A 13,992-nucleotide genomic window follows, 5' to 3' on the forward strand; every position below is an offset into this window, starting at 1 on the left:
TAGATAACGCCGTCATGGAAAACTGGTTTGGGATCATGAAAAGCGAGTTCTTCTACCAAGAGAAGTTTGAGACTATCGAATCATTTAAGGCAGAACTAGAGGAATATATCCACTACTACAACCATGATCGAATCAAACAAAAACTAAAGGGATTGAGTCCGGTGCAATACCGAACTCAATCCCTCGTGCTAACCTAACTAAACTGTCCAACTTTTGGGGGTCAGTTCATTCGGGTGGTTTTTTCATTTGAGGCGCCCCATTAATTGACGAATCAGTGTGGGCCTTAGAATGTAGCTTCAATGCCAATTAAGTTCATTCAGCTTTTAACTAGTGCTCAGCGCTCTCATAAGACCAATATTCAGTTGGGCGCCTATATGGCATTTGTAGCGGGCGCAGTGAATGCGGGCGGGTTTCTGGCTATTGCTCGTTATACCTCTCATATGAGCGGCATCATTTCCGCTATTGGTGATGACCTGGCTCTCAATAATTTTATTTCTGTTTTAGGCGGCATCTCTCTTTTGCTCTCGTTTCTGTTTGGAGCAGCCACCACTGCCATTCTTGTTAACTGGGGGCATAGAAGAAAAATCCATAGTGAGTTTGCTTTGCCCTTATTGGTCGAAGCCATCCTGCTCTTAGTGTTTGGTTTAGTGGGGGCTAACCTGAATATCTACTTGCCTTTAACTGTCCCGGCGATTGCCCTTCTTTTATGTTTTGTGATGGGCCTACAAAACGCCATAGTTACAAAAGCCTCTAGAGCGGAGATAAGAACTACGCATATGACGGGCGTAATTACTGATATAGGTATTGAGTTGGGCAAGCTGATCTATTGGAATAAGTCGCCAGAAGCCAATGTGAGTGGCTATGTCAAAGCCAACAGAGAGAAACTCAAGACCCATCTATTTATTTTTGGAATGTTTTTGGTGGGCGGAATCATTGGGGCAGTGAGTTTTAAGAGGGTCGGTTATATTTCGGTAGTGCCCTTATCCTTTTCCCTTATCTTCATTGCCGGTTTACAGATTTATCAAGATATTAGGGTTGTAATGAAGGATCGATTGCCCTGAACTTCTGATTCAGTTTTATCCAGATCCACCAAAGAAATACCAAAATAACCTTCGGGTGGTTTTTCATTTGGTCGTCCAGCAAGAGTAAATACAAAACTATAGGAAATGGAGATTTGGCGATTGTTAGCCGTAAGTTGGAAAGCAGAAAAACTTCTTACTTATCGCATCCTCTAATGTCTGCTTGACCATTCCTCGATTCACTTTATAAGCTTTATTTCAATTGAAGTGTTCTACAGCACACATATATGCCAATATTTCATAAATACTTGGTAGCATGGGCAAATGGATAAAGAGATAGAAGATCACGAATCACAAACGCCTGCGAAGCAACAGGCTGCGAAGAAGAGCACATTGGTCAGCGTCCTGGTTAATATCGGCCTGACAGTTTCTCAAGTATTTGCGGGTATTGTGTCTGGCTCGCAGGGCTTGATTGCGGATGGTATTCACTCTGCGACAGATTTAGTTGCAGACTTTGTAGTGCTTTTTGCCAATCACCATAGCGCTAAAGATGCGGATGAAGATCACCGATATGGCCATCAACGATATGAAACTGCCGCTTCTCTATTTTTAGGAATCTCTTTATTGGCTGTTGGTGCGGGCATGCTTTTTAAGGCCGGGGAAAAGATTATCAATCCAGTGGCGGCCGGACAAATTCAAATTCTAGCTTTGTATGTTGCGTTGGCCTCTTTGGTTGCAAAGGAGCTGCTTTTTAGATACATGCTGGTAGTAGCACAGCGCGTGCGATCTTCGATGTTGGTAGCTAATGCTTGGCATGCCAGATCTGACGCAGCTTCTTCATTAGTCGTTTCTATTGGTATTGTTGGCGCTCTATTTGGGCGCCCAATCTTTGACGCTATTGGTGCTTTAGTAGTTGGCTTAATGGTGGCAAAAATGGGTTGGAAGTTTGGTTGGGATGCCCTGCATGACTTGATGGACAGGGCGGTATCAGAAGAAGAGCATCGTCAAATAGAGGACATTATCAAATCTACTGATGGCGTTAGAGGTTTTCATGATCTGCGTACTCGCAAGATGGGCGATATGATTTTGGTAGACGTCCATATCGATGTGGATGCCAATGCTACCGTCAAGGTTGGGCACGACATTGCTTTAAACGCGGGCAATGAAATCAAGAAGCAATTGCCGGTACTCAATGTCATGACGCATATCGATCCTGTATAGCCCTCAGGCACTGTAGGGCTAATACAAGAACTTCTAAAATTACCTAAGATATTGGTATGAATAATTTTTTGGATCCAGCAATTCTCTTTTTTGTCTTTGGTGCATTTGCTGGTGCCGTTAAATCTAATCTAGAAATTCCTCAGCCGATTGCTAGGTTTTTATCGCTCTATCTATTGATGGCGTTGGGCTTAAAGGGTGGTTTTGCCCTTCATAAATCAGGATTTACTCTTGAGATTGGTTTGGCTCTTGGGCTCGCTGTATTTTTGGCAATCATCATTCCTCTCATGGGGTATATGGTTTTAAGAGCCAAACTCAATAACTATGATGCAGCAGCCATTGCAGCTACTTATGGTTCGGTTAGTGCCGTTACGTTTATTACTGCGACACAAGCCTTGATCAATATGGCATTGCGTTTGGTGGACACATGGCGGCCGCTATGGCTTTGATGGAGTCGCCGGCAATCATTCTGGCAATCTTGTTGGCGAATAAAGCGAGGTCATCAGCTACTAATTCAACACAGTCGACAGGGATGTCTAAGATTCTTCATGAGTCATTTACTGATGGTGCGCAGCTACTGCTTTTGGGCTCAATGATGGTTGGCTTAGTCAGTGGTGACAGCGGGCAAAAAATAATGGCTCCGTTTTCAATCGATTTGTTCAAGGGAATGCTGGCCTTCTTTTTGCTCGATATGGGTTTGATGGCAGCCAAGAACTTTGAGGGATTAAAGGGTAAGCCGCCTATTACTTTGCTTTATGCAATTGGCGCCCCTTTGATTCACGCCTCAATTGCATTGGGGCTTTGCAAACTATTGGGCTTGCCATTAGGCGATACCGTCCTATTGATGGTGCTTGCTGCCAGCGCTTCTTATATTGCTGTGCCAGCCGTATTAAGACACGCACTTCCGGAAGTAAACCCCGCTTTATATATGGGAATGTCCTTGGGAATTACCTTCCCATTCAATATTATTTTGGGCATTCCGCTTTACGCTTATGTTGCCGGCCTAACTTACTAGATAGGGCCAGTTGACTCTGGCTTGACCGGGATTAGAATGGTTCATAACCAGCGGGAGATGAAGCAATGATTTCTAAAAAATGGGTAGTGGGAGCACTATTTAGTGTTTCTGTGATTTCCTTCGCTGGTGCCGCTATCCCTGAGCCACCAAATCCTTTAGCCAATATCAATCTCACCTTTGATCAGCGCTTTGAGCAGATGAAGCAAATAGATGACGCATTGCTGAAAGCAACACCAGAAGAGCGAAAAGCATATTGGCATCAGAGGCGCTATCAAATGAAGGCCTTAAGCCCCGAAGATCGCAAGCTAGTTCAGGAAAAAATGAAGGCACAATGGCAATCCATTACTCCTGAGCAAAAAGAAAAAATGAAAGCCGAGAGAAAAGCGTTCTTTGATGGGTTAACACCAAATGAACAGGCAGAAATGAAGGCCCGAAGAGCCAAATGGGAAAATATGAGCCCTGAAGAAAAGCAGAAGTGGTTCAAGCAACCAGGCTAAGCTTGGTATTTTCGCCCCTACTTTAATGAGCGACTTTATTGGATTTAGTCCTAAGGCTTTCAAATTTCTTGAAGAGCTTACCGATAATCAAACTAGAGTTTGGTTTTCTGAGCATCGTTCAGAATATGAAGAGTTTGTACGCGAACCCATGAAACACTTTACAGATGTCTTGTCTGAGAGTCTCGCTAAAAAAGATGTGCCCTTATGGGGCGATCCCAAAAAATCCCTCTTTAGAATTAATCGAGATGCTCGGTTTTCAAAAGCAAAGCATCCTTACAACATGCATGCCAGCGGGCTCTTTACGAGAACTGGCGACAAGCACTCTCCGGGGGTTCTCTATTTTCGTTTAGACCCCCTGGGCAGCAGATGCGCCGCTGGTTATTTGCAGCCAGAAGCCCGCAATCTAAAAAAGCTCAGACAGGGAATTTTAGATAACCCTAAGGCTTGGCTTTCGCTTGAGAAGTCTCTAAAAAGACAAGGCTATGAGCTGGATTATTCCAACACATTAGCCCGCATTCCGAGAGGCTTTAATGATGTCCCGCTAGAGGTTGAGCGAGCAATCAAGCTCAAGGGTTGGATCATTAGAAAGCAGTTGCCCAGATCAACGATTTGCTCTAAAGAGTTAATTAAAGAAGTCACTAGTTTTGCTAAAGATATGCTCCCCCTTCTCAGCTTTGGGTGGCATGCGTTAGCTAAATTTTCTGATTAAATGACAATAGAAATTCATACTAGAAAGCAAGAAACACATGTATAAGCTAATCGCTTTTGATGCCTACGGCACGTTATTTGATGTGTATTCCATGGGGCAGTTGGCAGAAGAATTATTTCCGGGTCATGGGCAGGCCCTTGCTTTAATGTGGCGCGATCGCCAAATTGAATACACCCGCTTGGTGACGATGAGTGATCCGAATCCCAATGGCAGTTCGCACTATCTCCCATTTTGGGAGCTAACCATTCGTTCATTGCGGTATGTCTGTAAGCGTATGAACCTAAATCTCACCCCTGATTATGAGGGCCGGTTGATGGACCAGTATGCCAAGCTCACTGGCTTTGAAGATAGTCTTAATGTCCTCAAAACAATAAAGCAGAAAGGAATATCTACTGCAATTTTGTCTAACGGCAGCAGAGAAATGTTGGCAACCGTAGTTGAGAGTAATAGCTTGAAGCCTTACCTGGATAAAGTTGTCACTATCGAGGATGTGCGCTTATTCAAAACGGCCCCACAGGCCTATGAATTGCTATTAAAGGCATTTCCTGTCAAGAAAGAAGAAATTCTCTTTGTATCGAGCAATGCTTGGGATGCTCTAGCTGCAAAGTGGTATGGCTTTGATGTATTTTGGGTCAATCGTCTTGGTCACCCTTTTGAGGAGATTGGTGAAAAACCAAACTATGAAGGCAATTCTTTAAGCAAGGTATTAGAAGTTATCTAAGGAGATATGAATGCTTTTAATTACATCAATCATTGCCGCCATCCTAACAATCATTTTTATCAAGCTCTCTTTTGCGGTCATTGGCTTAAGAAGAAAAAATAAGGTTGGTCTAGGAAGTGGTGGTCACGAAGATCTGGAGACGGCTATTCGTACCCAGGCAAATTTTGCTGAATACATTCCTTTGGGAGTTATCTTAATTGCTTGTCTTGAGTTAAATGGCGCCCCCTGGTGGTTGGTAGCTATTCCAGGCGTCTCACTCATCATTGGGCGTTTGATTCATGCAAAAGGCATGAATACTCCACCGCCAGATTTCAGCAAGCGCGTGCTTGGAATGAAATTTACTTTTTTTACGCTGATTGCATTAGTGACTTTGAACTTGACATGGTCTCTCTATAGGCTCGCTGTTTAAATGATTCTTTGCTATTAGGACCTGCTATAAATCGAGCACTACTTATGGAAACTATATGACTACATCACGCCGTAATTTCTTAAAAACTTCTGCTGCTGGCATCGCCGCAGTTGCCAGTACGCAAGCTCTAGCCCAGGCCCAAAATTTGTCACCAAAAACCATCGCCGAAGTTGAGGCCTTGGCAGCTAAAAAAGATGTTGAATCTACAGCGAGTTGGAATGATGGTTTGGTTCATCCAGCTCCATTTAAGAATCCGTTTGCGCAAGATAAGGAGCGAGGTTTAGCATTGGGCGGTGGTGGAACTCCATTAATTGCTTGGTATGCCGGGTACTGCAACGCACTGAAGAAGGCTGGTGTAGATTTAAGCAGTGCAGATGTAGTGGTCGGCACTTCTGCGGGTTCAATATTTGGTGCAATGCTGACATCTGGGCACTTGTGGCGCCTTGTGGATGAGATAGATCTTTTTGCTGATTTCCCAAAATTGCTTGCAGAAATGATGCCGGCATTGAAATTTAATGCTTCTCAATTAAGAGCGCAGCGTGCCGAGCTGACGGTGCGTGATGGATCTTTTGCATCTATTCAGCGCATCGGCAAAGCTGCGATGGCCTCATTTAATCCTGATGGTGTAGCCGATCACTACAAGGTAGTGAAGAAACTACTAACGGCTTCTGCTTGGCCTTCAGATGGAATGTTTACTACGGCTATTGATTGCTTTTCGGGACAGCGTATTGTTTTATCAAAAGCCGATAATGTTCCTATTAACGTTGCTTGTGCCGCAAGCTCTTCAGCACCAGGCCAGGTTGGCCCTACATTCATAAAAGATAGGTTATGTATGGATGGCGGCATGAGCCAGAGTAGCACGCATAGCGATGTTATTGCCGGCGTTAAACGAGCCATTGTGATTTCTTTAGGCGATGGAACGATCAACGAGCAAAAGCAGGGATTGCGTTTGTCTTCTCTGCCCAATACGATTAATCAAGAGGTGAAGGATTTAGAGGGTGGTGGCACAAAGACCAAACATATTGTTGTTGGTCTTCCGCCCGGCTTATCAAAGGTAGAGAATCTTCTTGATCCAAAATGGATTGCGCCCTATTTGAAGTATGGAAATGATAGGGGCATTGCTGATGTAGCAATGATGAAAGCATTTTGGGCTTAATACAAAATTATTTACAAAACTGTATTTCAAGCGAGGTAATGCAATATGAAAAAATATCCCTAGCTTTGACTGTGACTTTATTTACTCTGGTCTTGAGTGATTGTCTTGCTAGCACTACCTCTCCAGACGGAGTGAATTGTGACTTTAGTCAAGGCAAGCCTATGTGGGAAATGCCTTTAGATTGTCGGGGTGGACGTTAACTCTTTTTAAATTTAATCGAGATCAATAGTGTTGCCTGATTTAGTTCTTCAAGTCTTAGTGCTGGGCTCATTGGGCCTGGCTGCTGGGGTTTTAGGGGGCGTCATTGGTTTTGCATAACTATCATCCTGATGCGCGTTTGTTTTGTCTATAGCCTAGCTGCAATACCGTTCACGATATTAGGGGTGAATACTCTTGTTCAACTTAATGAGCGATTAATAGAAATTACTCTAGGAATATTTTTAATCCTATTGATACCGATTCGTCGCTGGATGCGCAACCAAAATTTTTATCTAAAACTTTGGCAGATGGCCTTGGTTGGCGCTGTAATTGGGTATTTGACTGGGATTGTTGCGACTACTGGCGCTATCAACACCCCCTTCTTTTTAGCCTACGGCCTCACCAAGGGTGCCTTCTTGGGAACAGAGGCGGCCAGCACCTTATCTATTCTGTTTACCAAGGGCATTGCATTTCATCAACTAGGCTTTCTCAATGCCACCATAATCATTCAGGGGCTACTTATTGGTAGCTGCGTTTTGGCCGGCTCCATTTTTTCTAAGAAGATTGTTTTAGCATTGCCAGAAAAGAAATTTTTATTACTGATGGAGCTGGTGATGTTAATTTCAGGCTTTTCCATTCTTGCCATGTCTTTCTAAAGCCGCCACTTAGAGTTAGTTAACATCTCCCGCTTACTTAAAGCGATACGCAAGTGCCATAAAGATATTGTCTTGGAATGAGCGATTCATGACGGGACTGTTATTAATTCCGCCACCCATCCATTTGCGTTTGCCATATACGTTGATGTACCAGTTATCCACCACTGGAATCTCCACCATGAGTCCCGCTAGAAGATTGTTTGTTGCGGGGGCGCTATAAGCCGCATAACCAGTAGCCATCGACTCTCCAGGGTTGATGCCATAGTAGTAATTAGCGTATTGACTTGACTGTCGTTCCACACCAATTTGCGGATAGACGGTTACTTTTTTATAGGTTTCAATTTCGGCGAAGTATAAAAATTCATAGAGCGCCCCTTTTGACTTCCCAAAGTCATGATAGGCATTAACAAAAAATCCTCCGATCGGCGTCTCTTGAAAAGTTCCCAAGCCAAGTGGTATTGGATCACTTCGATTGATAGAGTTGCCGTTGATTGACGATTTTACTTTGTAGGTATCTAAATTAATTTTTCCAATAACTTCAAAATAGCCGTAGCCCATCTTGAAAGTCTTAATGCCCACCTCATCTATACGAGCGAAAAAACGCTGATAGTCAAAAAAGGCATAGGGCACAGCCAAAGATTGAGTCCCTTCAGTGCCAATATGTAAATTAGTGGTGTAAGCGGCCACACCGATATCGCCAACGATGTGATCCGGAAGCGTATCCGGAATATCATCCATGGCGTAGGCCGGAATGCAGACTGCAGCAGCAATTAAAAGAGCCGATATGCGAAAAATCGATTTCATGTAGGCATCATAAGCCCTTGTAGGCCACTAGAGGTCTAGATTATCTAGAGCCAAATCCTTCAGATGACTTGTATTTGCCCAGCCGTTTACTTTCCATGCAAGCCCATCATGGCTAATCCAGTTGAGGGAGGCATTGGGCACTGTAACGGTCTTTTCTGCATCCAGAGCTTGATTGTTCGCAATTCTGTACATCATATCCAAGGCACCCCCATGGCTGACCAGCAAAATAGTTTTACCTGAATGTTGTTCGCAGATTTCCACAAGCGCAGTTTTAATGCGATCTGCAAATTGTTGAATGCTTTCGCCATTACGTAAGTTCTCCTCAATATTTCTGCTGAGATGAGATTTCCAAAGTTCTGGCTCACTTATCGAGGCTTCATCGATAGTGAGTCCCTGTAGAGCGCCAAGATGACGCTCTCTGAGCCCGGCATTGGGTATCGCAGAGGTTTCGAATATAACTTCAATCGCTTGTGCAGTCTTTGCTGCTCGTTGAAGATCGCTGGTATATAGAACATCAAATTGAAGCCCCATATTTTTAAGGGCACGCGCCATTTGCCCTGCTTGGGCTAATCCTTTGGCATTGAGGCCAATATCAGTGTGGCCTTGAAGGCGGCGTGTGGCATTCCAGTCGGTTTCACCGTGGCGAACTAAGCAAAATCGAGTAATAGTCATATGGCAATGATAAAGACGGAATTACTTTTTGAGAGTCCAGGCGCGCGGATTGTGTTCAAAGCCAATATGTCCGTAATATTCATTTGCCTTAGGCGCTGCTAAAAGTACGATCATGCATTCAGGACCAAGGCGCGCTTTGGTTTCCTCAATTAGTTGCTTGCCAATTCCAGAGCGTTGATATTTTTCATCAACGGCTAAATCCGCAAGGTAAGCCACATAAGAAAAGTCTGTCAGCGAACGCGAAATACCCACCAAAGATTTGCCGTCCCATGCGGTAATAGTGAGGGTAGCATTCTTGAGCATTTCCTCAAATGTTTGAACGTTGTGAACAGGGCGTCGCTCCCCAAGGGTGGAGCGCTTGTAAAGATCGATGGCTTGCTCCACAGTAATAGTGGCGTTGTCGTGATATTGAATCATGTCATTCCTCTTCCCCTACGAAGAGCTTATCACCCACAGCAAGAGCTCCAGAATTTAAAACTTCGGCCCGAATGCCGCCGCGCCCTTCAAATGCCTCCATGAAGCTTGGCCTACTCAGTAATTGCGCCGGTCTTTCACAGGGGGCGCATAGTTCTGTGCCAAGTAGTTGAATGTCACCTAGCTGAAATCGTTGGCCTACGAGCGCATTTAGTTCAGACCCCGTAATTCCTGCAAGTGCAATATTACGGCGTGTTTCAGAGCCCTCAAAAGTCGGTTCATCTCCAGCTGTTAACCAATCATTTGCTGTATTGATAGCAGATAGGGCGATGATACTGACGTGACGCACTTTAGTTGGCTCGATGACTGAATAGGCGCCCGTACCTAGTGCATAACGGTCACCTTCAAGGCCACTGCCAACTATGACTTTGGCAGCGCTGACAGATAGCATCTGCTTGCCAGCAGACGCTGCTTGATAGATGGCTTGAATATAGGCATTGAATTTCATAAGGAGTGTTTACATATTACAACTCATGCTTTGATGATTGTTAATGCAATAAATACAACACAAGACAAGGGGCAACGGTGAATAAAGAAAGCAAGGGAATGCTGATTGGCTTTATCGGTATTCTAATTTTTAGCTTAACGCTACCAGTAAGTAAGATTGCTGTTTTAAGCTTTAACCCGTATTTCATTGCTTTTGGCAGAGCAACCTTGGCAGGGTTGGTTGCTCTGGCCTATCTTGCTTACAAAAAAGAGCGCGGTTTTATTTCTAACCATGAAGTTAAAAAGCCCCGTTTAAACGGGGCTTTTTAACTATGCGGCAACAACTTTGTGTTTGCTGAGTGCACGCAAGATTTTGCTTTTCTCTTTGGGTTTGGTGCTCGATTCTAGTAACTTAGTAAGTTGAGCGGTATTCAGGGGGCCTAAGCGCGCTTTTCCTGTTTTGGTGAGCATAGAGTCATTTTTTCTGGTTCTTTGATTTTGGCCTACAGCCATGGAGTTTTCCTAGAGTAATGGAATGATGAATCTCAAAGACTTTCTTAAGAGATTCCCCTGTCTAGGGCGCACAATAGTGATCACAGTCCAGAATAACAGTTAACAAACCTAGAAGCTATGATGTAGCCATGATTAATCTATCTATATTCAATAGCCCAATTAGTTTTATTGGCCTATTAGCGCTATCCAATGTATTTATGACATTCGCTTGGTATGCACACTTAAAAAACTTATCAGCCAAGCCATGGTGGATTGCAGTTTTAGTGAGCTGGGCGATTGCCTTATTTGAGTATGCCTTGCAGGTTCCAGCCAATCGAATAGGCTATCAGTTTTTTAGTCTGGGACAACTCAAGATTGCTCAAGAAGTGATTACTCTCAGTGTATTTGTTCCGTTTGCAGTGTTTTACATGGGCGAGCCATTTAAAACCGATTACATCTGGGCGGGATTATGCTTATTGGGCGCCGTCTACTTTATGTTTAGATCATGATTCAGATACAGAACCTTATCTTTGCTTTAGTTATGGGGTGCTTAATGTCTTTAAGCATTACGCTCGCCACTACTTTTGTTCGTGTTGGCCTTGCAGAAAATTTCTTCTGGGTGTGGTTTGAAGTTTGGTCAGTAGCTTACCCAGTGGCTATTGTTTGTATTCTGATTTACAGGCCATTTGCTAGCAAAATCACTGCAAAGATTATGAATGTACTGGGCCTCAATAAGCCCTAAGTTATGGATGAGGAATGATTAAATGAATGCATTGATGAAGTCTTCTGTTTTGGCTATATGTTGCTCATCTATTTTGAGCGCTTGTGCTGCGGTATATACCGATGCATCAGATTCTAACCATGTTACTTTTCTAAATAGTAGCGGCGAATCAATTGAGCAATTAACTCAGAAGGCGAGCGCCTATTGTGCGCAGTATGGCAAGGTTGCCTCGTTTAAAAGTAGTGATACGCAGTTGGTTGCTGTCTTTGATTGCAAAACAACGCGCTAATTTAATGCAACCGCTGGGCGAATTAGCCTGCCATATCGGATTGATAAATTAAGCCAGCATGCTCTCTGAGGGCATGGAATTGAATGGACTCCCAACGTTGTTGGGCAACGTCCAGCTCTGATTTATGTGATGCCAAGAAAACGGATGCACCCACTACGTCTTCTGCCATGCGGTGGATATTTTCTTGGGTAAATTTTTTCAGGGCAACTGGATCATCTGAACTAACCCAGCGAGCCAGGCTATAGCGGGCAGGCAAAAGGCGCACTTCCGCGCCATATTCAGTTTGGAGGCGATGGCTTACCACCTCAAATTGAAGTTGACCAAAGGCGCCAAGTAGCATGGTGCCCCCAGCCATTGGCCTAAAGACCTGAATAGCTCCCTCTTCACCCAATTGCATCAGTCCAGTGCGTAATTGCTTAGAGCGCAAAGGATCGGCGGACTCAACCATGCGGAAAATTTCTGGTGCAAAGAATGGGAGCCCCGTAAATTGCAATTGCTCACCTTCGGTTAAGGTGTCACCCAATCGCAGCAAGCCATGATTTGGCAAGCCAATGATGTCGCCTGGAAAAGCCTCATCCAAAATATCCCGTCTTTGGGATAAGAAAGATAGCGCATTGTTGGTTCGTACTTCTTTGCCGTTGCGACAAATCTTGAGTTTCATGCCGCGCTGAAAATGGCCAGAACAGATGCGTAAAAAAGCTACACGGTCACGATGTGCTGGATCCATATTGGCCTGAATCTTGAATACAACTGCTGAGAACTTGTTCTCGGCAGGGCTGACCTCACGTTGCAAGGCTTTACGTGAGCCTGGCGATGGTGCGAGCTCAACCAATGTATTGAGAATCTCCCGCACACCAAAGTTGTTGATAGCTGAACCAAAGAAGACCGGTGACTGGCGGCCAGCCAGAAAGGCTTCGAGATCAAAGGCTGGCATTGCTTCTTTGATCAGCTCCACTTCAGCTAGGGCATTTTCTAAGTCTGTGCCCAGACGCTCTTTAAGGGCTGGATCATTTATAGCAACTACTGCATGTGAGTCTTCGGTCACGCGATCTTCACCTGCTTTGAACATGCGCATACGAGCATTGGCGATATCAATCACTCCGGCAAAGGATTTGCCCATGCCAACTGGCCAAGTGAAGGGTACTACTTCTATGCCAAGCGCAGTTTCAATCTCATCCATTAATTCCATTGGGGGCTTAACTTCGCGGTCCATCTTATTGATGAATGTCACGATAGGCGTATTACGCGCACGGCAAACTTCAAGCAAGCGCAATGTTTGAGATTCAACACCATTAGCAGCATCAATCACCATGAGAGCGGAGTCAACCGCAGTCAACACACGATAGGTATCCTCCGAGAAATCTTGGTGACCTGGTGTATCTAATAAGTTAATGATGCAATCACGGTATTCCATTTGCATCACCGAGCTTGCTACAGAGATGCCGCGCTGCTTTTCAATTTCCATCCAGTCAGATGTTGCATGACGGCTGGCTTTACGTGCTTTAACACTACCCGCAATTTGAATAGCTCCCGCATACAGCAGTAACTTTTCTGTAAGCGTAGTTTTACCTGCATCTGGGTGAGAGATGATTGCAAAGCTTCGACGTCTAAGTACTTCTGCGCCTGGAGTGCTGGAGGTAAGAGTTTCGATGGTAATTCTGCGTTGAGTATCTAGGTTCGGAGGCAATTATAAGCGTGCCAAGGTGCTTCAGAACTGCTCATGAGCCCCTACATAGCGCCATTGCCCGGGAGGAAGCGGTCCCAATGAGATGCGACCCATTCTGACGCGTTTGAGGCCTATCACTTTGAGGCCCACCATCTCACACATCCGACGAATTTGGCGCTTACGCCCTTCACGCAATACAAAGCGAAGCTGATCTTCGTTCTGCCAGCTAACCTGTGCAGGTTTGAGTTCTACTCCATCAAGAGAGAGACCATGTTTTAAGCGATCTAAATCTTCAAAAGAGAGAGCCCCCTCTACGCGCACTAAATATTCTTTTTCGATGGGGCTGTTTTCACCAATCAATAATTTGGCGATACGACCATCTTGAGTCAGAACTAGCATGCCTGTAGAGTCAATATCTAGCCTGCCTGCTGGCGCTAGCCCTTTGGTATTAAAGCGAGGGCTTCTACCTTTATCAAGCGGGCTGGCAAAGTAATTTTCAGGGGTAATCAAAGAGGCCGCCGGTTGATATTCTTGTTCGTCGTCATAGTGAGAAATGTAGCCAACGGGTTTATTCAGAATGACGGTAATGCGAGAGGCTTGCTGTGCTTTGGCGCCAGATTGCAACTCAATTTTTTGATCTCGGTAGGCGCGAACACCTAATTCATTCACCACTTCGCCATCTACTGTGACTAAACCTTGCTCAATGTATGAATCGGCTTCACGACGGGAGCAAAGACCAAGCTCAGAGAGTAATTTTGAGACGCGTACTTTTTCTTCCATGCTTGCATTATCCGATATTAGGGTTAAATACTGGCCTGGAGTTAAGATGGGGGCAGACGAAATAAAAAAG

Annotated in this window: 21 protein-coding genes and 1 pseudogene; 15 read left to right on the forward strand and 7 right to left on the reverse strand. The window is 44.5% G+C overall.

What is annotated here, in order from left to right; translation table 11 throughout:
* The 11 genes and pseudogenes from ICN40_RS07015 to ICN40_RS07065 form a co-directional block, all read left to right on the forward strand.
* A partial coding sequence (locus ICN40_RS07015; RefSeq protein ID WP_216243082.1) for an IS3 family transposase occupies positions 1-197 on the forward strand: 197 nt, incomplete at its 5' end.
* A gap of 102 nt (positions 198-299) precedes the next feature.
* A complete protein-coding gene (locus tag ICN40_RS07020) occupies positions 300-1,061 on the forward strand; it encodes a YoaK family protein (protein WP_216243083.1) in 762 nt (253 codons plus the stop codon).
* Positions 1,062-1,343: 282 nt separating this feature from the next.
* A complete protein-coding gene (locus ICN40_RS07025) occupies positions 1,344-2,240 on the forward strand; it encodes a cation diffusion facilitator family transporter (protein ID WP_216243084.1) in 897 nt (298 codons plus the stop codon).
* A 56-nt stretch (positions 2,241-2,296) separates the two neighbouring features.
* Positions 2,297-3,252, forward strand: a pseudogene (locus ICN40_RS07030) (sodium-dependent bicarbonate transport family permease).
* A 65-nt stretch (positions 3,253-3,317) separates the two neighbouring features.
* A complete protein-coding gene (locus tag ICN40_RS07035) occupies positions 3,318-3,749 on the forward strand; it encodes a DUF3106 domain-containing protein (RefSeq protein WP_216243085.1) in 432 nt (143 codons plus the stop codon).
* 25 nt (positions 3,750-3,774) lie between these two features.
* Positions 3,775-4,458, forward strand: a complete 684-nt coding sequence (locus ICN40_RS07040; RefSeq protein WP_216243086.1) for a DUF2461 domain-containing protein — start codon at positions 3,775-3,777, stop codon at positions 4,456-4,458.
* Positions 4,459-4,495: 37 nt separating this feature from the next.
* Positions 4,496-5,179 (forward strand): haloacid dehalogenase type II, encoded by a 684-nt coding sequence (locus ICN40_RS07045; protein ID WP_216243087.1) that lies wholly within the window; start codon positions 4,496-4,498, stop codon positions 5,177-5,179.
* 10 nt (positions 5,180-5,189) lie between these two features.
* The gene (locus ICN40_RS07050) at positions 5,190-5,588 is read left to right on the forward strand and encodes an MAPEG family protein (RefSeq protein WP_216243088.1); all 399 of its coding nucleotides are present in this window, start codon (positions 5,190-5,192) and stop codon (positions 5,586-5,588) included.
* Between the two features lie 55 nt (positions 5,589-5,643).
* Positions 5,644-6,744, forward strand: coding sequence for a patatin-like phospholipase family protein (locus ICN40_RS07055; RefSeq protein ID WP_216243090.1), 1,101 nt, complete (start codon positions 5,644-5,646; stop codon positions 6,742-6,744).
* A gap of 38 nt (positions 6,745-6,782) precedes the next feature.
* Positions 6,783-6,944 (forward strand): hypothetical protein, encoded by a 162-nt coding sequence (locus ICN40_RS07060; RefSeq protein WP_216243092.1) that lies wholly within the window; start codon positions 6,783-6,785, stop codon positions 6,942-6,944.
* A 129-nt stretch (positions 6,945-7,073) separates the two neighbouring features.
* Complete coding sequence (locus ICN40_RS07065; RefSeq protein WP_216243094.1) at positions 7,074-7,598, forward strand: sulfite exporter TauE/SafE family protein; 525 nt, start codon at positions 7,074-7,076, stop codon at positions 7,596-7,598.
* A gap of 33 nt (positions 7,599-7,631) precedes the next feature.
* Here the strand turns inward: ICN40_RS07065 and ICN40_RS07070 are convergent, their stop codons facing one another.
* Genes ICN40_RS07070 through ICN40_RS07085 form a run of 4 tightly spaced genes read right to left on the reverse strand, consistent with a single transcriptional unit; the run spans position 7,632 to position 9,996 of the window.
* Positions 7,632-8,402 (reverse strand): MipA/OmpV family protein, encoded by a 771-nt coding sequence (locus ICN40_RS07070; RefSeq protein ID WP_216243096.1) that lies wholly within the window; start codon positions 8,400-8,402, stop codon positions 7,632-7,634.
* A 27-nt stretch (positions 8,403-8,429) separates the two neighbouring features.
* Entirely contained in the window at positions 8,430-9,074 is a 645-nt protein-coding gene (locus ICN40_RS07075; RefSeq protein ID WP_216243099.1) for a histidine phosphatase family protein, read from the reverse strand.
* A 21-nt stretch (positions 9,075-9,095) separates the two neighbouring features.
* Positions 9,096-9,491 carry a GNAT family N-acetyltransferase gene (locus ICN40_RS07080; protein WP_216243101.1) on the reverse strand — a complete coding sequence of 132 codons (396 nt, stop codon included), beginning with the start codon at positions 9,489-9,491 and terminating at the stop codon, positions 9,096-9,098.
* A gap of 1 nt (position 9,492) precedes the next feature.
* Complete coding sequence (locus ICN40_RS07085; RefSeq protein ID WP_255561281.1) at positions 9,493-9,996, reverse strand: MOSC domain-containing protein; 504 nt, start codon at positions 9,994-9,996, stop codon at positions 9,493-9,495.
* Positions 9,997-10,073: 77 nt separating this feature from the next.
* On the opposite strand from ICN40_RS07085, the gene ICN40_RS07090 reads away from it, so the two are divergent.
* Positions 10,074-10,304 (forward strand): EamA family transporter, encoded by a 231-nt coding sequence (locus ICN40_RS07090; protein ID WP_216243103.1) that lies wholly within the window; start codon positions 10,074-10,076, stop codon positions 10,302-10,304.
* On the opposite strand, the gene ICN40_RS07095 is transcribed toward ICN40_RS07090, so the two are convergent.
* Positions 10,305-10,487, reverse strand: a complete 183-nt coding sequence (locus tag ICN40_RS07095; protein WP_072582586.1) for a hypothetical protein — start codon at positions 10,485-10,487, stop codon at positions 10,305-10,307.
* A 128-nt stretch (positions 10,488-10,615) separates the two neighbouring features.
* Between ICN40_RS07095 and ICN40_RS07100 the strand changes: the two genes are divergently transcribed.
* Genes ICN40_RS07100 through ICN40_RS07110 form a run of 3 tightly spaced genes read left to right on the forward strand, consistent with a single transcriptional unit; the run spans position 10,616 to position 11,476 of the window.
* Positions 10,616-10,975 (forward strand): DMT family protein, encoded by a 360-nt coding sequence (locus ICN40_RS07100; RefSeq protein ID WP_215358772.1) that lies wholly within the window; start codon positions 10,616-10,618, stop codon positions 10,973-10,975.
* Between the two features lie 32 nt (positions 10,976-11,007).
* Positions 11,008-11,208 carry a DUF2798 domain-containing protein gene (locus tag ICN40_RS07105; RefSeq protein ID WP_255561294.1) on the forward strand — a complete coding sequence of 67 codons (201 nt, stop codon included), beginning with the start codon at positions 11,008-11,010 and terminating at the stop codon, positions 11,206-11,208.
* A gap of 22 nt (positions 11,209-11,230) precedes the next feature.
* Positions 11,231-11,476, forward strand: a complete 246-nt coding sequence (locus tag ICN40_RS07110) for a hypothetical protein (RefSeq protein WP_216243106.1) — start codon at positions 11,231-11,233, stop codon at positions 11,474-11,476.
* 22 nt (positions 11,477-11,498) lie between these two features.
* Here ICN40_RS07110 and ICN40_RS07115 read toward each other — a convergent pair whose 3' ends face one another.
* Both ICN40_RS07115 and ICN40_RS07120 read right to left on the reverse strand, forming a co-directional pair.
* Positions 11,499-13,127, reverse strand: coding sequence for a peptide chain release factor 3 (locus ICN40_RS07115; protein WP_216243365.1), 1,629 nt, complete (start codon positions 13,125-13,127; stop codon positions 11,499-11,501).
* Between the two features lie 57 nt (positions 13,128-13,184).
* Complete coding sequence (locus ICN40_RS07120; protein WP_072582590.1) at positions 13,185-13,922, reverse strand: pseudouridine synthase; 738 nt, start codon at positions 13,920-13,922, stop codon at positions 13,185-13,187.
* Positions 13,923-13,992 lie beyond the last annotated feature (70 nt).

It is taken from the genome of Polynucleobacter sp. Fuers-14, assembly GCF_018882045.1.
Lineage (GTDB): Bacteria > Pseudomonadota > Gammaproteobacteria > Burkholderiales > Burkholderiaceae > Polynucleobacter.